Annotated in this window: 23 protein-coding genes; 7 read left to right on the forward strand and 16 right to left on the reverse strand. The window is 66.0% G+C overall.

All coding sequences use genetic code 11. From position 1 onward, the window contains the following. From AXW83_RS19095 to AXW83_RS19115, 5 genes are all read right to left on the reverse strand, one after another. Window positions 1-360, reverse strand: coding sequence for a HepT-like ribonuclease domain-containing protein (locus AXW83_RS19095; protein WP_066615968.1), 360 nt, complete (start codon window positions 358-360; stop codon window positions 1-3). After that, the gene (locus AXW83_RS19100) at window positions 360-641 is read right to left on the reverse strand and encodes a nucleotidyltransferase family protein (protein WP_236841715.1); all 282 of its coding nucleotides are present in this window, start codon (window positions 639-641) and stop codon (window positions 360-362) included. Before AXW83_RS19100 ends, AXW83_RS19095 begins: the two co-directional genes overlap by 1 nt. Window positions 642-692: 51 nt before the next feature. Then, window positions 693-1,187 carry a hypothetical protein gene (locus AXW83_RS19105; RefSeq protein WP_066615969.1) on the reverse strand — a complete coding sequence of 165 codons (495 nt, stop codon included), beginning with the start codon at window positions 1,185-1,187 and terminating at the stop codon, window positions 693-695. A 4-nt stretch (window positions 1,188-1,191) separates the two neighbouring features. Further along, the gene (gene rlmN, locus AXW83_RS19110) at window positions 1,192-2,415 is read right to left on the reverse strand and encodes a dual-specificity RNA methyltransferase RlmN (protein WP_066615970.1); all 1,224 of its coding nucleotides are present in this window, start codon (window positions 2,413-2,415) and stop codon (window positions 1,192-1,194) included. Between the two features lie 143 nt (window positions 2,416-2,558). Continuing rightward, on the reverse strand, window positions 2,559-3,158 hold the full coding sequence (locus tag AXW83_RS19115) for a hypothetical protein (RefSeq protein ID WP_066615977.1): 600 nt from the start codon (window positions 3,156-3,158) through the stop codon (window positions 2,559-2,561). A gap of 210 nt (window positions 3,159-3,368) precedes the next feature. Between AXW83_RS19115 and AXW83_RS19120 the strand changes: the two genes are divergently transcribed. After that, window positions 3,369-4,343 carry an NADPH:quinone oxidoreductase family protein gene (locus tag AXW83_RS19120; protein ID WP_066615987.1) on the forward strand — a complete coding sequence of 325 codons (975 nt, stop codon included), beginning with the start codon at window positions 3,369-3,371 and terminating at the stop codon, window positions 4,341-4,343. A gap of 185 nt (window positions 4,344-4,528) precedes the next feature. Here the strand turns inward: AXW83_RS19120 and AXW83_RS19125 are convergent, their stop codons facing one another. Further along, the gene (locus AXW83_RS19125) at window positions 4,529-4,903 is read right to left on the reverse strand and encodes a YkvA family protein (RefSeq protein ID WP_236841716.1); all 375 of its coding nucleotides are present in this window, start codon (window positions 4,901-4,903) and stop codon (window positions 4,529-4,531) included. Window positions 4,904-5,088: 185 nt separating this feature from the next. On the opposite strand from AXW83_RS19125, the gene AXW83_RS19130 reads away from it, so the two are divergent. Beyond that, window positions 5,089-5,874 (forward strand): SDR family NAD(P)-dependent oxidoreductase, encoded by a 786-nt coding sequence (locus AXW83_RS19130; RefSeq protein WP_066615989.1) that lies wholly within the window; start codon window positions 5,089-5,091, stop codon window positions 5,872-5,874. Window positions 5,875-5,938: 64 nt separating this feature from the next. Here AXW83_RS19130 and AXW83_RS19135 read toward each other — a convergent pair whose 3' ends face one another. The 3 genes from AXW83_RS19135 to ftsY form a co-directional block, all read right to left on the reverse strand. Next, window positions 5,939-7,060 (reverse strand): alpha/beta hydrolase, encoded by a 1,122-nt coding sequence (locus AXW83_RS19135; protein WP_066615991.1) that lies wholly within the window; start codon window positions 7,058-7,060, stop codon window positions 5,939-5,941. Between the two features lie 159 nt (window positions 7,061-7,219). Continuing rightward, window positions 7,220-7,867 (reverse strand): septation protein A, encoded by a 648-nt coding sequence (locus AXW83_RS19140; protein ID WP_066615993.1) that lies wholly within the window; start codon window positions 7,865-7,867, stop codon window positions 7,220-7,222. After that, a complete protein-coding gene (ftsY, locus tag AXW83_RS19145; RefSeq protein ID WP_082767244.1) occupies window positions 7,864-9,132 on the reverse strand; it encodes a signal recognition particle-docking protein FtsY in 1,269 nt (422 codons plus the stop codon). Before ftsY ends, AXW83_RS19140 begins: the two co-directional genes overlap by 4 nt. A gap of 71 nt (window positions 9,133-9,203) precedes the next feature. On the opposite strand from ftsY, the gene AXW83_RS19150 reads away from it, so the two are divergent. Further along, a complete protein-coding gene (locus tag AXW83_RS19150) occupies window positions 9,204-9,869 on the forward strand; it encodes an RluA family pseudouridine synthase (protein WP_236841973.1) in 666 nt (221 codons plus the stop codon). Here the strand turns inward: AXW83_RS19150 and AXW83_RS19155 are convergent. The 4 genes from AXW83_RS19155 to AXW83_RS19170 all read right to left on the reverse strand — a co-directional run bounded on the left by AXW83_RS19155 (window position 9,866) and on the right by AXW83_RS19170 (window position 12,546). Next, a complete protein-coding gene (locus tag AXW83_RS19155) occupies window positions 9,866-10,156 on the reverse strand; it encodes a 4a-hydroxytetrahydrobiopterin dehydratase (RefSeq protein ID WP_066615997.1) in 291 nt (96 codons plus the stop codon). The genes AXW83_RS19150 and AXW83_RS19155 overlap by 4 nt on opposite strands. A gap of 2 nt (window positions 10,157-10,158) precedes the next feature. Further along, on the reverse strand, window positions 10,159-10,737 hold the full coding sequence (thpR, locus tag AXW83_RS19160) for an RNA 2',3'-cyclic phosphodiesterase (protein WP_066615999.1): 579 nt from the start codon (window positions 10,735-10,737) through the stop codon (window positions 10,159-10,161). A gap of 95 nt (window positions 10,738-10,832) precedes the next feature. Then, on the reverse strand, window positions 10,833-11,888 hold the full coding sequence (locus tag AXW83_RS19165; RefSeq protein ID WP_066616001.1) for an aldo/keto reductase: 1,056 nt from the start codon (window positions 11,886-11,888) through the stop codon (window positions 10,833-10,835). Between the two features lie 70 nt (window positions 11,889-11,958). Beyond that, a complete protein-coding gene (locus AXW83_RS19170; RefSeq protein ID WP_236841717.1) occupies window positions 11,959-12,546 on the reverse strand; it encodes an arylesterase in 588 nt (195 codons plus the stop codon). 177 nt (window positions 12,547-12,723) lie between these two features. On the opposite strand from AXW83_RS19170, the gene AXW83_RS19175 reads away from it, so the two are divergent. From AXW83_RS19175 to AXW83_RS19190, 4 genes are all read left to right on the forward strand, one after another. Beyond that, window positions 12,724-13,440, forward strand: a complete 717-nt coding sequence (locus tag AXW83_RS19175) for an ABC transporter ATP-binding protein (RefSeq protein WP_066616006.1) — start codon at window positions 12,724-12,726, stop codon at window positions 13,438-13,440. A 2-nt stretch (window positions 13,441-13,442) separates the two neighbouring features. Then, entirely contained in the window at window positions 13,443-16,040 is a 2,598-nt protein-coding gene (locus AXW83_RS19180; protein ID WP_066616008.1) for an ABC transporter permease, read from the forward strand. A gap of 228 nt (window positions 16,041-16,268) precedes the next feature. Next, a complete protein-coding gene (locus AXW83_RS19185; RefSeq protein ID WP_066616014.1) occupies window positions 16,269-17,045 on the forward strand; it encodes a Bax inhibitor-1/YccA family protein in 777 nt (258 codons plus the stop codon). A 91-nt stretch (window positions 17,046-17,136) separates the two neighbouring features. Further along, window positions 17,137-17,676, forward strand: coding sequence for a GNAT family N-acetyltransferase (locus tag AXW83_RS19190; RefSeq protein WP_066616016.1), 540 nt, complete (start codon window positions 17,137-17,139; stop codon window positions 17,674-17,676). On the opposite strand, the gene AXW83_RS19195 is transcribed toward AXW83_RS19190, so the two are convergent. From AXW83_RS19195 to AXW83_RS19205, 3 genes are all read right to left on the reverse strand, one after another. Further along, entirely contained in the window at window positions 17,661-18,728 is a 1,068-nt protein-coding gene (locus AXW83_RS19195; protein ID WP_066616018.1) for a hypothetical protein, read from the reverse strand. The two genes, AXW83_RS19190 and AXW83_RS19195, sit on opposite strands and share 16 nt — an antisense overlap. A gap of 33 nt (window positions 18,729-18,761) precedes the next feature. Further along, window positions 18,762-19,130: a DUF2794 domain-containing protein gene (locus AXW83_RS19200; RefSeq protein WP_066616020.1), complete on the reverse strand. Its 369-nt coding sequence runs from the start codon at window positions 19,128-19,130 to the stop codon at window positions 18,762-18,764. Window positions 19,131-19,440: 310 nt separating this feature from the next. Continuing rightward, window positions 19,441-19,989: a peroxidase-related enzyme gene (locus AXW83_RS19205; RefSeq protein ID WP_066620852.1), complete on the reverse strand. Its 549-nt coding sequence runs from the start codon at window positions 19,987-19,989 to the stop codon at window positions 19,441-19,443. Window positions 19,990-20,177 lie beyond the last annotated feature (188 nt).

Here is a 20,177-nt window from a genome sequence, read left to right on the forward strand (position 1 = left end):
TTATCGCGGTTGCGACTCGATGCCAGCCAACAACCGTACGGCGGCAAGCCTCAGAACAGGAAGTTCGTCAGTGAGAATCGCTAACAGCGTCTCTTCTCGCACGCGATGATATTCATGCCGCAGCACATTGCCGATCCCGATCACATCAGTCCAAGGCACCGAGGGCTCTAAAGCTCTCATTTCGGCCGGCAGCTCCTTGGCTGCTTCGGAAATGATTTGGATCGCGCGCTCGAGCGCTCGCATCAGAACGAAGCTTTCGGCGATTTCGCGCCCGCTGACGCCGGTCGTTGCGTCGATAATCCCATCGATGCTCTCGATGATATGCCTGAGGCGAACCTGCGGAAGCTTGCCTGATTGCATCAGAAGACGCGCAATGCGCTCGCTTCGATATAGGGCTTGTAGTGCGACACGAGATTGTCGCGCGTGCCGTAGCCTATCTCGATTCCGGGAAAGGTGCGCTCCAGAACGTGATAGGGCGCCATGTATTCGGTCAGCCCGACACCGCGTTCCGCTTGAAAATCGACGAGGATGTCGATGTCGCTGTCGGATCTCGCCTCATCGCGAGCATAAGATCCAAAGAGGTATAGTGCGGCAACGCCTTGCGCCCGGAGCGCCGGCTCCACGGATCGAAGCTGCGTCATGATTTCATCGCGTGTCATCATTATGCAAGATAATCGATCTCGCGGCTGACGTCATGACCGATGCGCCGCATTTTCGCTTCGCCGCTCCCCGCCAGCCCCACGCCCCGCGATCACCCAGTACGCGAACCCCGTCGCCGCCCCGACCAGAAACAGCGCCCCGATCACCCGCGTCTCGGCCTCGCTCGGCGCGCGCGACAGCCGCAGCATGGCGAGCGGCAGCGCCGTCGCCAGAAGCCCGGTCAGCCCGCTCTGGATCAGGCCGCTGCGGATCCGGAAGAGCTCGCTGAACACCGCCACCAGCACGACCGGCGCAACGATGATCGCAAGCCCCAGCCGGCCGATCAGCCCAAGCGCCGCAGCCGCGGCCGGGCCTGGATCGACGCCGGCATCGGCCAGCCCGAACAACGCCTCCATCAGCCGCTCGAAGCCGCCGCCGATCAGCAGCGCGATCTCGGGCGAGACCACGCTGGCGATCATCATGGCAAACAGGCCCGCGCCCATGGCGACGAGCAGGGCGAACGGGATCAGCAGCAGCCAGCGCAGCATGGGTTCAGCCGGCGAGCGAAGCGGCGGCCGCCTCGTCCTGGTCGAGCATCAGCCGGGCCCGGGCCGAAAGCTTTTCCGTCTCGCTCTTGAGCTGCCCGCAGGCGGCAAGGATGTCGCGCCCACGCGGGGTGCGCACCGGCGAGGCATAGCCCGCCCGGAAGACGATGTCGGAAAACCGCTCGATCCGGTCCCAATCGGAGCATTCATAGCGTGTGCCCGGCCAGGGATTGAACGGGATCAGGTTGATCTTGGCCGGAATGCCCTTGAGCAGACGCACCAGATCGCGCGCTTCGGCGTCGGAATCGTTCACGCCCTTGAGCATGACGTATTCGAAGGTGATCCGCTTCGCGTTCGACACGCCGGGATAGGTCCGGCAGGCCTCCATCAGCTCGGCAATCGGATATTTCTTGTTCAGCGGCACGAGTTCGTTGCGCAGCTCATCGCGCACCGCGTGCAGCGAAATCGCCAGCATCGTGTTCATCTGCGCGCCGAGCGGCTCGATCTGCGGCACCACGCCCGAGGTCGAGACGGTGATGCGGCGGCGCCCGAGCGACAACCCCTCATTGTCGGAGATCACGTCGATGGCATCGCGCACGCCGTCGAAATTGTAGAGCGGCTCGCCCATGCCCATGAAGACGATGTTGGAGACGAAGCGCCCGCCATCCCTGGGCACGAAGGCGCCGCCCGGCGTGCTCCGGTTGGGAAAATCGCCGAGCCGGTCGCGCGCCACCATCAACTGCGCGACGATCTCTTCGGTCGTCAGATTGCGCACGAGGCGCTGCGTGCCGGTGTGGCAGAAGGTGCAGGTAAGCGTGCAGCCGACCTGGCTGGAGACGCAGAGCGTGCCGCGATCGACCTCGGGGATGTAGACGCATTCGATCTCGGCCCCGCGGTCGCGCGGGCCGGTCGAGGCCATCCGGATCAGCCATTTGCGGGTGCCGTCGGTCGAGATCTGCTCGGCGGTCACCTCCGGCAGATCGAGCGTGAAGCGCTCGGAGAGCGCCGCGCGCAATCCCTTGCCGATCGTCGTCATCGCGGAAAAATCGCGCACGCCGTAATGATAGATCCAGTTCCAGAGCTGGCCGACGCGCATGCGCCGCTCCTTCTCGGGGATTCCGATCTCGGCCAGCGCCTCACCGAGGCCTGCGCGCGTGCGCCCGACCAGCGAGAGGCGCTGCAAAACGGGTTCGGCCGCTGGCGCGGCAGGTTCAAGGACGGATAGGGTCATCGGAACTCTGGCTCGGGTCGGGCGATCATCGGCCCGAATTGGAGCGGCTCATAGCATGAGAACGCTCAGCCGCGAAATCGGTCCGCGAGACCGGAAGCGCAGGGCCTCACGTCAGACGGCCGCGCTCCTGGATTCCACGAAGGCTACTTGCAGGCGTCCTCGGCGCGCTTCACCACCTGGCTTATGCCCGTAAGCGAGTATTTGTCGCTGGTCGGATTGCCGCGCTTGGAGGTGCCCTTAACCTCGAGCCCGGCACCCTTGCGCAGGGCGTCAAGCATCCGGGGCTCCTCGGCCGGGTTCTTCAGCCACATGTTCTGGCCCTTCGCGACCATCGCGAAACGCTCGGTTCCGATGATCGCATGATGCTCGACATCTTCTTTGAGGTCGAAATTCATCACGAAGCTGATCTCGTTGCGCACACCCTCGGTCGGGCGGCTGGAGATGAAGAGCATACCCTCCACATCCTTGAGATTGGTCGGTATCCGCGCCTCGGCCTTTGACAGAGCGTAGCAGACCTTGGTGCGGCCCTGCTGCGAGGAAAACGCCTGCCATTTGCCGGCGGTCTCGAGCAGCATCGCCTGGGCCTGACCTGTCGCCGCGGGCGTTGCTGCCGGCGCGGCCGGGCGCGCACGCTGCGCCTGGGCGGCCATCGGCGAGAGCCCCAAGCATCCTGCCAGGATGGCGAGGATGAATGTCGGGCGGGGCGAGGCGAGGACGCCGAAGTGGAAGTAAGAGATATTCATGGACCGCCATCAGTCATTAAAAATCTTAACACTGCCTTTACCACCCATTCAGTGGGCGCGATGGCGGAAGGCGAGCCGCATAGAGTGTCACGATCCTGGCGAAAATGCGAACGCCCGCGCCCCTCGCGGGGCTGTTTCGTTCGGCTATTCGCCATGGCACAGTCCGGCCGGGAAAGCCTGAGGCACTCGGTCGCGACGGGTAACGGGACGATGAAGGCACTTCTCTGCGAGAGCCATGGCCCAGCCGCGATGTTGGTGATCCGTGATCTGCCCGAACCCCAGCCCGGCCCCGGCGAGATCGTCATCGCGGTCAGGGCCGCGGCATTGAACTTCTTCGACACGCTGATCATCGAGAATCGCTACCAGACCAAGCCGGCACTGCCCTTCTCGCCCTGCGCCGAATGCGCGGGAGAGATTGCAGCGATCGGCGAAGGCGTCACCGGCTGGCGGATCGGCGAGCGCGTCGCCGCCTGGACAGGATATGGCGCCGCCCGCGAAAAGGTCGTCGTTTCGACGGACGCGATCGTGCGTGTGCCCGAGACGCTAGACGATGCACAGGCCGCCGGGCTGTTCGTGACCTATGGCACCGCGATGCACGGCCTGATCCAGCGCGGCCACGTCAAACCCGGCGAGACGCTGGCGATCCTGGGGGCCGCGGGCGGCGCAGGCCTCGCCGCCGTGGAGATCGGCGCGCTGCTCGGCGCTCATGTCATCGCCTGCGCCTCCTCGCCCGACAAGCTCGCGCTCGCCCGCGAGCATGGCGCGCAGGCCGGGCTCGACTACGTCGCCGAAGACGTGAAGACAGGGTTGCGCCGGCTGACCGACGGCCGCGGCGTCGACGTGCTCTACGACACGGTCGGCGGCGATCTCGCGGAGCCCGCGCTGCGCGCCATGGCCTGGGAGGGACGCTATCTCGTGGTCGGCTTCGCCGGCGGCACGATCCCGAAAATCCCGCTCAATCTGCTGCTGCTCAAGGGCTGCGACCTGCGCGGCGTGTTCTGGGGCGATTTCGTCACGCGCGACCCAGCCGCGCACCGGGCCAACATGGAGCGCCTGCTCGCATGGGCAGCGGCCGGACAGATCCGCGCCCACGTCCACGCCACGATCCCGCTGGAGCGCTGGACCGAGGGCTACGCCCTGATCGGCGACCGCAAGGCCAAGGGCAAAATCGTCCTGACGCTGTGAGGCTGGAGCGCTTCGCTCTCGAACACGCCACCTATCCAACACCCGTCGTCATTCCGGACAAGCGGCGAAGCCGCGCCGATCCGGGATCCATCTTAGGGCATGGATGGTGCTTGATGATGGATCCCGGATCTCCGCTTCGCTGCGTCCGGGATGACGTGGTGTTGCCGAGTCGAGACCTCGAATCCTCAAAGCTGCGCCAGCGCGGCCTTAGCCTTCTCGCGATGCTCCGGCGTGATCGAACCCGCCACCGCCGCGATCGCAGCCGCGATTACCGCCGCATCGTCGGTGAAGCCCAGGAATGGCAGGATGTCGGGAATGGCGTCGATCGGCAGCACAAAATAACCGAGCGCCGCCAGCAAGGTGAACCGGACGCGGCGCGGCGTCGCCGGATCGCGCGCGCAGATCCACGCCGCCAGCAGATCCTCCGAGAACGGAATGCGCTTGGCCACGCGCCTGAGGACGCTGATGAAATCCGAGCCGAAGCGCGCCTCGTCCCGCAGGCTCTTGCGAATCTCCGCCATCTCGTCGGCCGTGAACTGCGAACGAAAGCCCTCGCTCATCCCTGTCTCCTCGCACATCTGCGCCAACCCGCCGGATCATCCAGGCTCGGAAGCGAGATGTGAATGTCAAAAGATGTGGCCCCGACCGAAACGCTGCACAAGGGAGACGTCAACAATCCCGCTTGGAGCACACTCGCGGCGCCGTTAAACGCTGTCCGAACGCTCAACGCGAACGGGACGCGCTCATGAAACTCGATCCCTCCATTGCCGCCATCGTCACCGGCGGCGCGTCCGGCCTCGGCGAGGCGACCGCCCGGATGCTTACGGATCATGGCGTGCGCGTCGCGCTGTTCGACATGAATGCCGAGCGCGGCCAAGCGGTTGCAGCCGACACCGGGGCGCTCTTCGTCTCCTGCGACGTCACCAGCGAAGCGTCCGTCGATGCCGCCCTGGTCGAGGCACGCGCTGCCCATGGCGTCGCCCGCATCGTCGTCAACTGTGCCGGCATCGCGCCGGGCCGCCGGATCGTCTCGAAGAAGCGCGAGACCGGCGAACTCGTCGCGCACGACACCGCGATGTTCGAAAAGGCCATCGCCATCAACCTGACGGGCACCTTCCGCATGATCGCGAAATCGGCGGTCGCGCTGGCCGCGCTCGAGCCGATTACGCCCGATGGCAGCCGCGGCGTCTTCATCTGCACCGCCTCCATCGCCGCGCAGGACGGCCAGATCGGCCAAGCCGCCTATTCCGCCTCGAAAGCCGGCATCGTCGGCATGACGCTGCCGATCGCGCGCGATCTCGCCCAGATCGGCATCCGCATCATGACGATCATGCCCGGCCTGTTCGAAACGCCGATGTTCGACGGCCTGCCCGAGGAATCGCGCGCCTCGCTTGGAGCCTCGATCCCGCATCCGTCGCGGCTCGGCAAGCCGTCCGAATACGCCGCTTTGGTCGAGAGCATCATCGGCAACGACATGCTCAACGGAACGGCGATAAGGCTCGACGGCGCGATAAGGCTCGCGCCGAAATAAAGCGGCGCGAGGCCTCCTTTCGACGTGCCGCCCTGGCGGCAGCACCGCCCATTCGGATGCGTACCTATCGGCGCCCGAGATGGCGGTCGAAGAAGCGGGCGATGTCGGTGAACGCTTCTTTGGTCTCGGGCGCGTTCATGTCGAAGCCGTATTGGGCGTGGCTCTGGCCCTCATAGACGTTGAGATCGGCCACGACGCCGGCCCGGCGCAGCTTGCGATGCGTCCTGACCGTGTTCGAAAGGAACAGGTCGCGCGTGCCCGAGGTCAGGATCGTCGGCGGAAAGCCGTGAAAATCGCCATAGATCGGCGAAAGCTGCGGATCCTTCAGGTCGCGGCCATTGGCGTAAAGCAGAGCAGCGCGGCCAAGCCAGCCGTCCCAAGTCACCAGCACATTGTCGACCCATTCGTTGGTGGCGTAGGTGTCGCCGATCCTGGCGATGTCCGACCAGGGCGTGCCCGGCGCGATCGCAGCCGGCAGCGGCAGCTTCTCGCTTTTGGCCCGAAGCACCATGGCAAGCGTCATGGCGCCGCCGGTCGAGGTTCCGAAGATCGCCATGTTGCGCGGCTTGGCCATTTTGACGGCCGCCTTCCACACGGCCATCGCATCGTCCATGGCCGCGGGATAGGGCGCGTCGGGCGGCATGCGGTAATCGACCGAGATCACCTTGTAGCCGCCGAAACCGGCAAGCAAAATCGCTTCCGGCAGCGCCGCCTCGCCGGGGCCGAAGACATAGCCGCCGCCATGGACATGAACGAGCAGCCGGTTGCGATTGGCGCGCGGCATGACCTTGGGCGTGACGATGAACGCCTTGACGCCGCCGATCACCGCCGGCTGGACATCGACCTTGAGCTTCTCCTTCATCGCTGGAATCGCAGCGACCGCGAGCTTGGCGCGCCGGTCGATCAGTTCCTTCCATTCGGCCGCACTCTTGGGCGCCGCATCCATATGCGGCGGGAAGGGGCCGGCGATGAGCTTCTGCATCTCCGGACTGACCTCGTCGGTCGGTACCGGAAAGCTGCGCGGCGGCGTCTTACGCGGCCCAGCGGCGGCATTGGCGGCGGCCTGCTCGGCGGCAAAACCGGGTTGAGGCGCTGGTTGCTGGACCGGGGCGGCTTGCGCCCAGACGGCGGCGGAACTTCCGGCCGCGAAGAGCAACGACAGGGATAGCAGACGTAGTGACGGCATGGGTGTGACCTCCGTCTCAGGTCTCTGTGATTGGACTGCCTGAGTGGCGTCAGCAGAGAACGGATGCCGGCGGGTCGCAAGCGGTCAGGCGCGCCGCAAACGAGGGTTCCGCGATGCGCCTGCGGCATGACAGGCGCATCGCGAGGCCCACGCGGCAGTCTACTCAGCCGCCTTCGCCTTGATCTCGTGCTTCAGGATCAGCGGCGTCTGCGCCAGCGCGAAGGCCATGGTCAGCGGCATCACGCCCCAGACCTTGAAGGCGACCCAGAAATCCTGGGTCTGGGTGCGCCAGACGATTTCGTTCAAGCCTGCCAGCACGAAGAAGAACAGGCCCCAGCGGAAGGTCAGCTTGCGCCAGCCCTCCTCGTCGAGCTGCAGCACCGTCTCCAGCACCAGCGCCAGCAGCGAGCGCCCGAAGAACAGGCCTCCCAGCAGCACGCAGCCGAACAGCCCATTCACGATCGTCGGCTTGACCTTGATGAAGAAGGCGTCGTCGAGCGCGATCGTCAGCCCTCCGAAAACGCTGACGACGACGGCGTTGACGATCGCCATGCGCGGCAGATAGCCCATCAGGATGCGCGACAGGGCCAACGCCGCCAGCGAGGCGACCATGAAGATGCCCGTCGCCACGAAGATGCGCCGGTCCGGCGCCACGCCGAACAGCCGGTCGCCATAGGAGTTGGCGAAGAAGAAGATCGCCAGCGGCCCGAATTCGAGCGCGAGCTTGAGCAGCGGATGGACGTTGCGCCGGCCCGCCGCCCGTTCCGTGACCGCCTCGGCGGTGTCGGCTCCGTTGTCGCTCGTCACGCCGCTTCTCCCAATCCCGCTACCGCGCGCGCGAACTCGCGCGCCGAGAACGGCTCCAGATCCTCGACGCTCTCGCCGACGCCGATGAAATGCACCGGCAGACCGAATCTGGCCGCCAGCGCCACCAGAATGCCGCCGCGCGCCGTGCCGTCGAGTTTCGTCATGACGAGCCCGCTGACGCCTGCCGTCTGCTGGAACACCTCGACCTGGGCCAGCGCGTTCTGCCCGACGGTGGCGTCGAGCACGAGCAGCGCCGCATGAGGCGCCTCCGGATCGAGCTTCCGGATCACCCGGACAACCTTGGCGAGTTCGTCCATCAGCCCCGTCTTGTTCTGCAGCCGCCCGGCCGTATCGACCAGCAGCACATCCGTGCCGGCGGCGCGCGCCTTCTGCAGCGCCTCGAAGGCCAGCCCCGAGGCATCGGCGCCCTGCTGGCCGGAGACGACCTCCGCGCCGGTGCGCTCACCCCAGACCTTGAGCTGTTCGATCGCGGCGGCGCGGAAGGTGTCTCCGGCGGCCAACATCACCGATTTGCCCTCGGCCCTGAATTTCGCGGCGAGCTTGCCGATCGTCGTCGTCTTGCCCGAGCCGTTGACGCCGACCATCAGGATCACGAACGGCTTTTTCGTGGCGTCGATCGAGAGTGGTAGCGCCACCGGCGTCAGGATCGCCTCGACCTCGCGCGCCAGGATCGCCTTCACCTCGGCGGGATCGATCTGCTTGTCGTAACGGCCTTCGCCGACCGCCTTGGCGATGCGAGCCGAGGTCGCCAGGCCCAGATCCGCCTGGATCAGGATGTCCTCGAGATCCTCCAGCGTGCCGGCATCGAGCTTGCGCTTGGTGAAGAGGTCCGTGATTCCGGTCGTCAGCGCCGAGGAGGTCCGCGACAGCCCCTCCGTCAGCCGCCGCCACCAGCTTCGCTTCGGCTGCGGTTCGGCGATCGCGGGCGGCGCCATCACCGGGGGCGCGGGCAGCGGCGCCGGTTCCGGCATGGCGATCGGCGGCGGCGCGCTCTCGCCCGCCGGCAAATCGGGAGCAAGCGCCGCTTCGGCTTCGGGCTGCGGCAGGGCCTCGGGCGCGGTCTGCGGCTCGGCCGCCTTCGGCAGGTCGTCCTCGAACCCGAAAAGCTTCGAAAGGAAGCCGCGTTTCTTCGGTTGCGTCTCGCTCATCGCCTGTCCCGTCGCCTCGCGGTCGCAGCCCTTGGGTTGCGCGTCCGCCCGGCCTTCGCTAGCGCAATGCCATGACGAGCCGCGATCAACCAGCATTTTCGCAGGAACAGCAGGAACGAGAACTGCAGGACGCGGAACTCCCCGTTCCGCTGCTCTATCGCGACGCGATGATGCTGGTCATCGACAAGCCCGCTGGCCTGCCCGCCCATCGCGGCCCGCAATCGCGGCATAGGGTCATCCCCGTGCTCACCGACCATCTCGACGCCCTGCGCTTCGGCCTGCCGCGCCGGCCCGAGGCCGCCCATCGCCTCGACAAGGACACCTCGGGCTGCCTCGTTCTCGGCCGCCACCCGCGTGCCATGGCCGAACTCAACCAGATGTTCCGCGACGGCCGCATCGACAAGACCTATTGGGCGGTCGTCGAGGGCGGCCCCGCCGACGAAACCGGGTTGATCGACCTGCCGCTCGCGAAGAAATCGCCCGATCGCGGCTGGTGGATGAAGGTCGATCTGCAGGGCCTGCCTTCGCAGACGCGATACCGAGTGCTTGGCCGCGGCGACGGGGAAGCCGGCCCGCTTGCCTGGCTCGCTCTGGAGCCGCTGACCGGCCGTACGCATCAGCTGCGCGTGCATTGCGCTGCTTCGGGCTGGCCGATGCTCGGCGACGAGATCTACGGCACCGCCCCGCGCGACGGCGGACCGGGGCTGCAGCTCCATGCCCGCTCCATCACCATCCCGCTCTATCGCAAGCGCGCGCCGATCCATGTCGAGGCACCGCCGCCGCCGCACATGCTGGCCGCCCTGCGGGCCTGCGGCTGGTCGCCCGATCCTTAGGCGGCGATCGCATCCATCGCCCGCGCAAGCCGCACGTCGAGCTCCGTCAGCCCGCCGGCATCATGCGTCGCCAGCGTCACGTCGACCGTCCTGTAGACGTTCGCCCATTCCGGATGATGGCCCATCGTCTCGGCCAGCATCGCCACCCGCGTCATCCAGCCGAACGCCTCGCTGAAATCGCGGAAGACGAAGCGCTTGCCGATCGCCTCGCGGCCCTCCACGAGCTTCCAGCCGGTCAGCGTCACCAGCGCTTCGTTGCGGGCGTCGGGGCTGAGGCGCTTGGGCATCGTCATCTCCGCTGGAAATTCGTCCGGTGCAGACGGTTGGGATAGGCCGGCCCCAGCGGATAGGCGGCTTCCATGACATAGGGGCCGCCACCGACCGAATCGCGCGACGACATCAGCGTGAAGCGCCGCGCCGTGAAGCTGATCGGCCGCACGATCGCGTGCTGCCCGAAATAATGCGCCAGCTCGACCGGCGACGTATCGCGCAGCCGCGCGAGCGTGACATGCGGCACGAATTTGCGGCCCTCGGCCGGCAAACCGAGCCGCCGCAGCAAGCGCTCGAGATCGCCCTGCAGCTCGGTCAGCTTCGCGCTCGGCTGGACCCGGGCGAACACGGCGCGCGGCTTGTCGCCGCCGAAACTGCCGAGCCCGTCCAGCGTCACCTCGAAGGGGTAGGACTGCAGATCGCCGAGAAAACTGTCGACATCGTTGGCCATCCGCCGATCGACGTCGCCGAGGAAGCGCAAGGTGATGTGATAATCGGCCGGATCGATCCAGCGGGCGCCGCTCAGGCCGCCACGATGCAGCGTTAGCGCCGTGGCGACCTCGGCGGGAATCTCAAGAGCTGTGAACAGCCTCGGCATGTCCGAATCAGTGCCAAGTTTTTGTGACTCTGGCGAGACGGCCGCCAGGCAGGGCAGCCATTCGTCCACAGGAGGGCTTCAATCACAACCCGTCGTCACGGGCAGGGATTGCCTACCTCCTGGTGGACCGCGTCGATCTTCGCCTCGACATCGGCCGACAATGTGACATTGGCCGAGGCGATGTCGGTCCTGAGCTGCGCCATCGTCGTCGCGCCGATGATGTTGGAGGTGACGAACGCGCGTGAATTCACGAAGGCCAGCGCCATCTGCGCCGGATCGAGACCCGCCTCCCGGGCGATCGCGATGTAGCGCTTGATCGCAGCCTCGGCGCCCGCCACCTGGTAGCGCTGGCCCCGGTCGAACAGGGTCGTGCGCGCCCCTACGGGCTTGGCGCCATCCAGATATTTGCCGGTGAGGAAGCCCTGCGCTAGAGGCGAATAGGCTAGCAGCCCGACATCTTCGCGCAGCGCGATTTCGGCCAAAGCCGTCTCGAAGGTGCGGTTCAGCAGATTATAGGCGTTCTGGATCGACTGGACGCGCGGCCCGCCGCGCCCCTCCGAATCGCGCAGGAAGCTCATCGTGCCCCAGGCGCTCTCGTTGGAAAGCCCGAGATGCCGGATCTTGCCGGCCTTCACCAACTCGGCGAAGGCGTCCAGCTGTTGGGCGATCGGCGTCTCGTCGGCCGGGCGCTCGAAGGCTGCCTTGCTGAAGCGGGTCGGGTTCGACCCCCAGGGCATCGGCCGCTCCGGAAAATGGATCTGGTACAGGTCGATATAATCGGTCTGGAGCCGCTTCAGGCTCTTGTCGACGGCCTCGAAGATCTGGGCGCGATTGACGCGCGTCGGGCCCTTGTCGTCGCGCAGCCAGTCGCTGGTGCCGCGCCCCAGGATCTTGGAGGCCAGGATGACCTTGTCGCGATTGCCCCTGGCCTTGAACCAGCTGCCGATGATCCGCTCGGTCGAGCCTTGAGTCTCCGCCTTGGGCGGGATCGAGTACATCTCGGCCGTGTCGAAGAAATTGATACCCTGGTCGAGCGCGTAGTCCATCTGCTCATGGCCCTCGGCTTCCGTGTTCTGCTGGCCCCAGGTCATGGTGCCCAGGCAAATCACCGAGACCTTGAGGTCGGTGCGTCCGAGACGGCGATAGTCCATGGCAATGCACTCCAGAGAAATGGCTAGTCAGCGGCTGTGGGGGAAACGAATTGGGCCGGACGGCCACGTTCTAGGATTTGGCGGGCAGCGCCGCGATAAAGCGCTCGACCGTGGGCAGGATGTTCCGGACGATGACGCGGACGCCCTCGGCGGTGGGGTGGAGCAGATCGGCCTGGTTCAACGCGCGGTCGCCCGCGATGCCCTCCAGAAAGAACGGGTAAAGCATCAGCTTGTGCTTTTCGGCAAGCCTCGGAAACAGCCCGTCGAAGCGCTGGAAATATTCCGGGCCGAGATTGCGCGGCGCATACATTCCCGCCAGCAGTACCGGAATGCCGCGCGCCTTCAGCCGTGCAACGATCGTATCCAGCGTCTTCTCGGTCGCGGCGGGATCGATCCCGCGCAGCGCATCGTTCGCGCCAAGTTCAAGGATCACGCCGTCGGTGCCGTCGGGCACCGACCAGTCGAGCCGCTCCAGACCGCCCTGCGCCGTATCGCCCGAGACGCCGGCATTCACGATCTCGACAGAGACGCCTTTCTGGCGCAGCGCTTGCTCGAGAACGGCCGGGAAGGCGGCATTGCCCGGCAGATTGTAGCCGGCCGACAGGCTGTCGCCGAGCGCGACCAGTTTCAGCGGGCGTGTCGGTGGTATCTGGGCCATGGCGGCATCCGCAAACAGCGTGAAACAGAGCAGGAAAGCCACGCCCAGCATTTGGACAAACGCGGATGCGCGCCCATATCGCCCCCGAACGGGGCGCGACGCGATTTCGCCCCGCTTGAGCCGCGATGCGGTGCGAGCGGAGTGGAAGATGGATTTCGAAGTCAGGATCATTGGGTGATGAGCGAACGGCGAGCCTCGGCAGCAGAATTGCCGGCGATCGAATTGCAGGATGTCCACCTTAGTCTGGGGCGTGCAGCAGCCCGCGTCCATATCCTCAAGGGCGTTTCTTTGTCGCTGGCCTCCGGCGAGGCGACCGGGCTGGTCGGTCCCTCGGGCTCAGGCAAGTCGACCTTGCTGATGACCATGGCGGGCCTCGAGCGCCCCGATTCCGGTCTCGTCCGGGTCGCTGGACAGGATCTCGGCCAACTCGACGAGGATGGTCTGGCGCTCTTTCGCGGCAAGCGCATCGGCATCGTCTTCCAGTCTTTCCATCTGGTCCCGACCATGACGGCGCGCGAGAACGTTGCCTTGCCGCTGGAGCTCGCCGGCGGCGAGGATGCCTTCGCCCGCGCCGAAGCCGAGCTGCGCAATGTCGGCCTTGGCGACCGCATGGACCATTATCCCGCCCAGCTTTCGGGCGGCGAGCAGCAGCGCGTCGCCATTGCGCGCGCCGTCGCGCCCGACCCGGCCATCCTCGTCGCCGACGAGCCGACCGGCAATCTCGACGAGGGCACAGGCCGCTCGATCGTCGATCTGATCTTCGCGCTGCGGCGCGAGCGTGGCGCGACGCTGGTGCTCGTCACCCATGATCTCGCGCTCGCCGCGCTCTGCGACCGCACCGTGCGCCTGCGCGCCGGACGCATCGAGGCCGACGCCGATCTGGCGGTGGCCTGACCATGCACGCGACCGTCAAGCCTGCCGCATCTCCGTCTGCCCGCCCGCCCTCAGGAATGTCAGGCGCCGCGCTGGCGCTCAGGCTTGCCTGGCGCGATTTGCGCGGCGGCTTGCGCGGCTTCGGCGTCTTCATCGCCTGCCTGGCGCTCGGCGTCATGGCGATCGCCGCCGTCGCCTCGGCCTCGCGCGGCCTGACCGAGGGCCTCGCCCGCGAAGGCAGTCGCATCCTCGGCGGCGACGCCGCCTTCAGCCTGATCCATCGCGAGGCAAGCCCGGCCGAACTCGCCTTCCTCGGCGGTCGTGGCGCGGTCTCCACGATCGCGACCATGCGTGGCATGGCCAATGCCGGCGAGAAAGGCGCGGCCCTTGTCGAGATCAAGGCGGTCGATGCGAGTTATCCGAGCATCGGCACCGTCACCACCGACCAGCCAGCGCCCCTGTCCGAACTGCTGGCGCAGCGCGACGGTGTGTTCGGCGCGGTGGCAGACCCCGTCCTCTTCGGCCGTCTCGGCCTCCAGGTCGGCGACACCATCAGCGTCGGCGCAGCCAAGGTCCAGCTGCGCGCCAATCTCGTCTCCGAACCCGACAAGATCGCAGCCGGCGTCGGCTTCGGCCCGCGCCTGCTGATGCCGCAGGAGGCGCTGCGCGCCACCGGTCTGCTTCAGCCTGGCAGCCTCGTGCGCTGGACCTACCGTGTCATCCTGCCGGCCACCGCCTCAAACGACGCTGCGCTCGACGCCCTGATCGCCTCAGCGGGAACGCAGCAACGCGATGCCGGCTGGGAGATCCGCTCCCGCGCTAACGCCAATCCCGGCTTCCAGCGCAATCTCGAACGGTTCACCCAGTTCCTGACGCTGGTCGGCCTGACCGCGCTCCTGGTCGGCGGCGTCGGCGTCGCCAACGCCGTGCGCCGCTTCGTCGAGGCAAAGAAGCTCGATTTCGCTACCATGAAGGCGATCGGCGCCACCGGCGGACGCGTCGTCGCGATCCATTTGACCGAGGTCATGCTGGTCGCAGCCTTCGGCACCGCGATCGGCCTCGTGCTCGGCGCGGCCGCTCCCTTCGCGCTCGGCTACGTGCTGTCGGGCATCCTGCCGCTGCCTTTCGAGCCGACGCTGGCGCCGGGCGAACTGGCGATCGCGGCGCTCTACGGCCTCCTGACCGCGCTCGTCTTCGCGATCCTGCCGCTCGGCCGCGCCCATGACGTGCCGGTCTCGGCCCTGTTCCGCGACCAGATTTCGCCCGACCAGAGCCGCCCGCGCGCGATCTATCTGGTGATCTGCGCGCTCGCGTTGGCCGGCCTCGTCGGCGTCGCGGTCGGTTTCGCCTATGAGCGGCGCATCGCGCTAATCTATATCGGCGTCATGACCGGCGTCTTCCTGCTGCTGCGGGGCGTCTCGACAGGCCTGATGGCGCTGGCTCGCATCACGCCCCGGCCACGCAATCCCTCGCTGCGCATGGCGCTCGCCAACAGCCACCGCCCCGGCGCGCTGACGCCCTCGCTCGTGCTCTCGTTGGGCTTGGGGGTTGCACTCCTTTCGGCGCTCGCCTTCATCGATGTCAGCATCACCCGGCAACTGACCCAGGCGCTGCCGCAAAAGGCCCCGAGCTTCTTTTTTCTCGACATTCCAAACGCCGAATCGGCCCGCTTCGACGCCTTCGTTGCCGAACAGCGGCCGGGCGCCGTGCTGGAACGCGTCCCGATGATGCGCGGGCGCATCGTCAGCCTGAACGGCGTGAGGGCCGAGGACGTCAAGGCGACCGAGCAGGCCGCCTGGGTGCTCGATGGCGACCGCGGCATCACCTATAGCGAGACTATCCCCGAGGGCTCGAAACTCGCCGCCGGTGAATGGTGGCCGGCCGATTATCGCGGTGAGCCGCTGGTTTCCTTCGACGCACCGATCGCAGCCGGCCTCGGCCTCAAGGTCGGCGACACGCTGACCGTCAACGTCCTCGGCCGCAACATCACAGCCCGCATCGCCAATCTGCGCGCGGTCGAATGGCGCTCGCTCGGCATCAATTTCGTCATGCTGTTCTCGCCGAACACCTTCGCCGGCGCCCCCCACACCAACCTCGCTACGGTGACGCCCGCTGCCGACCGGCCGGTCGCCGACGACGCCATGCTGCTGCGCCGGCTCGCGCTCGAATTCCCCTCGGTGACGGCTGTCCGGGTCAAGGATGCGCTGGAAGCGGTCAACACGATCGTCGCGCAGCTCGCCACTGCCATCCGCGGCGCATCGGGTCTCGCCATCGCGGCCAGCCTGCTCGTGCTCGGCGGGGCGCTCGCCGCCGGGCAGCGGGCGCGGCTCTATGACGCGATGATCCTGAAGACGCTCGGCGCAACCCGGCGCTTTATACTTTCGTCGTACGCCCTTGAGTATGCCGGGATCGGGCTGGTCGCGGCATTGTTCGGCGTTGTCGCAGGCGCTTTGGCCGGTTGGGGCGTCGTCACTCAAGTGATGCGCATAGATTTCGTCAGTGATCCGACCGGCGCCTTGCTGGCCGCGACTGCAGCGATCGCCGTGACCGTACTGTTCGGGCTCGCTGGAACGCTGAAAATACTGGCGAAAGCACCGGCATCTCACCTGCGTAATCTATGACGACCGCCTGAACTAGCCTGTCGATAGACATGGCCGGACCCCGGCTTTGCATGATCGACGGGCAGCGTTTCTATGGAACTGTCGGCCTTAACCATGCCGCGCGTCCTGCCGCCCCTTGTAAGCCGGTTCGATCCCCCTCATATTCCCCACCATCGCCACGATTGTGCGCGATGGTGGCTGTCGCGAAGGCGATAACGCCTCGTTTTCAACGTCAGGGGAACTCTTTTTATGAGCAACTTCGACCGCAATGCTCCAGTCTGGGGTGCCGGCCGCGCACAGCAGACCAGCGCCGTCGAGATGGATCAGGGCCTGCGCTCGTTCATGCTCGGCGTCTACAACAACATGTCGATCGGTCTGGCCATCACCGGCCTCGCCGCCATCGGCATCTCGATGCTGGCGATCGCCGGCGTTTCGTCGACCGGCAAGGTCACGGCTCTGACGCCGCTCGGCCAGGCTCTCTATCTCAGCCCGCTGAAATGGGTCGTGATGCTGGCTCCGCTCGCCTTCATCTTCTTCTTCTCGTTCAAGGCCGAGAGCATGAGCTCCTCGGCGGCGCGCGCCATGTTCTTCGCCTTCGCGGCGGTGATGGGCGTCTCGCTGTCGTCGATCTTCGTGGTCTACACGGGTGAATCGATCACCAAGGTGTTCTTCATCACGGCCGCGACCTTCGGTGCGCTCAGCCTCTACGGCTACACCACGAAGAAGTCGCTGTCGGCGATGGGCTCGTTCCTGATCATGGGCCTGATCGGCCTGATGATCGCCTCGATCGTGAACATCTTCCTGGCCTCAAGCGCCCTGTCCTTCGCCATCTCGGCGATCGGCGTGCTGGTCTTCGCCGGCCTGACCGCTTGGGACACCCAGCGCCTGAAGGAGATGTATCTCTACTCGGACATGGATGCGGAATCGGCCGCGAAGCTCTCGGTGAACGGCGCGCTGTCGCTCTACCTGAACTTCATCAACATGTTCCAGATGCTGCTCTCGCTGTTCGGCAGCAAGCAGGAGTGATCAAAACTTTCCCCGCCATGCGGGGAAAGCGAGCCCCGGCCGCAAGGCCGGGGCTTTTCTTTTAAGCGATCGACCCGGCATCATCGCGCCAATGACGACGCTCTCGATCCGCCCGGCCGGGCCGGCCGACATCCCCGCCATCACGGCAATCTACGCTCACGCCGTCCTGCACGGCACCGCCTCCTGGGAACTCGATCCTCCGGACGAAAGCGAGATGCTGCGCCGTCATGAGGCTATCCTGGCCGGCGGCTATCCCTGGCTCGCAGCCGAGCGCGACGGCATTCTGCTCGGCTATGCCTATGCCGGCGCCTACCGCCCGCGCCCGGCCTATCGCGCGACCGTCGAGAACTCGATCTACATCGCGCCCGACGCGCAGGGCCTCGGTATCGGAAGCGCCTTGCTCGCCGCCCTGATGCGGGCCTGCGCCGAGCGCGGCTTCCGTCAGATGATCGCGGTGATCGGCGACGGCACCGGCGCCTCGCGCCGCCTGCACGAGCGCGCCGGCTTCCGCCTGATCGGCATCGCCGAAAAGGTCGGCTACAAGCACGGCCGCTGGCTCGACCAGATGCTGATGCAGAAGGAATTGGGGGAGGGCGACAGGGCCCCGCCCGACGGTTACCGCGGCAGATAGAGCCGGTTGTTATCCTTCAGGATTTGCCGGAAACTTTGATTCTTGGCTTCTTCTGCGGCGTTGATCTCCGCATTTGTCCTGAAGCGGGTCGAACCCGGCGGCACCGAAAGGGGCTGGATCGGCGAGGTCTGAACGGCCTTGCCGCTGCGTGCCGTGCGGCCACGCCCTGCTGGAGCCTCCGGCGGCGTCGAATCGACCGTCAGTGTGATGGTAACCTTGTGATTGTCGGTGCGGTCGGCGCCGATTGTGTTTGTCGGCGAGCCGATCGTCTGCCAGCGCTGCCCGGCGGGGAGCAACTCGAGCGTCGGGCTGACGGAGCCGTAGATTTTGGTTTGAAAGAAGAGCGTATCGCTCAGATAGGGCGCCTTCTGCTTGTCCCCCGGTTGCAGCTTGCCGAACTCGTTGAGCGAGACGAAGGTGTCGAAGACCTCCCCAAGGCCGATCGTTCCTGTCACCGGATAGGCCGGGCGGAACCTGAGATCTGGCTTGCCGCATTGCAGGTCCGCGTTGAACAGCAGGTCCTGGAAGCTGTCGGTCATCGTGAAATTGCGTGTGTTCTTGCGCTGGAAATCGCTGCCGACACGAATGGCGGCATTGATCGTTCCGCCAGCCAGAGGGTTCAGCAGATCGAGGCCGGCCCCGTACTTGTTGTTCTCGATCGCCTCCAGTTCGAAATCATAGGCGATGGCCGCTTTGCGGTACTCGTCCACACCCTCTTTTGCGGCCTTGTCGAGCTTGGCGTAGTCCGCTGGATCGATCTCGTTCGTATTGTCGCTATATTTCAGCCCGACGTCTTTCGCCCGTTTGGTCTGGTCGTCGAGTGAAAGAAATTTGATGAGTTGCGAACGGAGCGCGGCCTTCGCCTCGCAGCGCACCTGCCGCACAATGTCCGTCGTCTTGTACCGGGAGTAGTCTTCCGGCAACGGATGCATGGCGCACCCTGCCAAAGGCACGCCGATCAAAGCCGTGGCCGCTGCGCGAAACTGCCTCATGTTGATGTCACCCCGCCCGAAAAGCAAGATGGCATCGACCGAACCGCCAGTCAGCGGCAAAATCCGATTATGCACAACTTATGAGTGCAATACCTAGCTCACCACGCTCAGCCGCTTGTCGAGCACGCGCAGCACCCGCGACAGCTCCGTACCCCGCTTGAGCACGAGGCCCGTCGCCGCCACCACGGAATAGGCACCCTGCCGCTTGGCCAGTGCCGGATCCTTGACGATCCGGTAGAGCGGCACTTCGGAGGAGCGCCGATAGACTGAGAACTGCGCCTTGTCCTTCAGGAAGTCGATCGCATAGTCGCGCCATTCGCCGGCCGCGACCATCCGCCCATAAAGGTTCAGCAATTCGCCGAGTTCGCGCCGATCGAACGTGACGGCTGAAGGTCTGGCTGCACCCGGGAAGGCGACGACACCGCCGGTCGCCGGCGATTGCGGCGTTTCGCTTTCGCTCATCTCGCCTCCTGCTGGCGGGTCGTAACCTCGCGCATAACGTGACGATGATGCTCCCGCGATGTTGCGCTGGCAAGGCATCCGTACCGATCACGGCTTCGTCAGATGCGCCGCATTTTCGCCCCGAACGCGCCCAGCCATGGCCGTGTTGCCCCGCTCAACTCCTGATCGTTGCCTCGACGGCCCGGCTTTGCTGGTCTCCGGATTTGTCAGCCCCCCAGCCCCCCGGAGTCTTGGCGGGCCGGGCCAATCGATGTCGAGGCTACCTTACGGCCGGCGCCCGCGCTGGCCGTTTTCTTTGGTGGCCAGCAGTTTACCGTCCCAGCCCATGGTATTCCGCATTCGGCCGCATATCGACCGCCGACGCCATTCGGTTCGACATGTTGAAGAACGAGGCGACCGCGGCGACATCCCAAATGTCGCGTTCCCCGAACCCTGCGGCGCGCAGGACGGCACGGTCCGCCTCCTCCACGAGATGCGGCGTCTCGGTCAGCTTGACGGCAAAATCGAGCATGGCGCGATGCCGGGGCGAGAGTTTCGCGGCACGGTAGTTCATCACCATCAGCTCCCCCAGAATCGGATCGCCCGAAAGCTGCCTCACCGCCGCGCCATGCGCCGTAAGGCAGTAATAGCAGCGGTTCACGGCCGACACCGCGACCGCGATCATTTCGCGCTCCAGCTTCGACAGCCCCGACGGCGCCAGCATCAGATCGTTGTAGAAGGCCGCGAAGGCCGAAAGCTTGGCGTCGTCATGCGCATATGACACCAGCACATTCGGCACGAAGCCGAGCTTCTCCAGGCATTTGTCGAAATAGGCCCGGTTTTCCGCCGATAACTGCCCCTGCGCCAGTTCCAGCGCCATGGCGGCCTGATCGACATCCTGGGGCGAGGGAGTCTCGCTCACCTTCGGTTTGTCATGCTTTGTCGCCATGCTGCGAATCCTGATTGTCGGGGCTACGGGAACTTCAAAAGCGGCCTGAAATGGGTCTATCCTGCGTCGGCGGAAGCCGGGTCTCGACAAAAGTTGAACAGCCGCGCGGGCTATGTCAT

Source organism: Bosea sp. PAMC 26642, from assembly GCF_001562255.1.
Classification (GTDB): Bacteria; Pseudomonadota; Alphaproteobacteria; order Rhizobiales; family Beijerinckiaceae; genus Allobosea.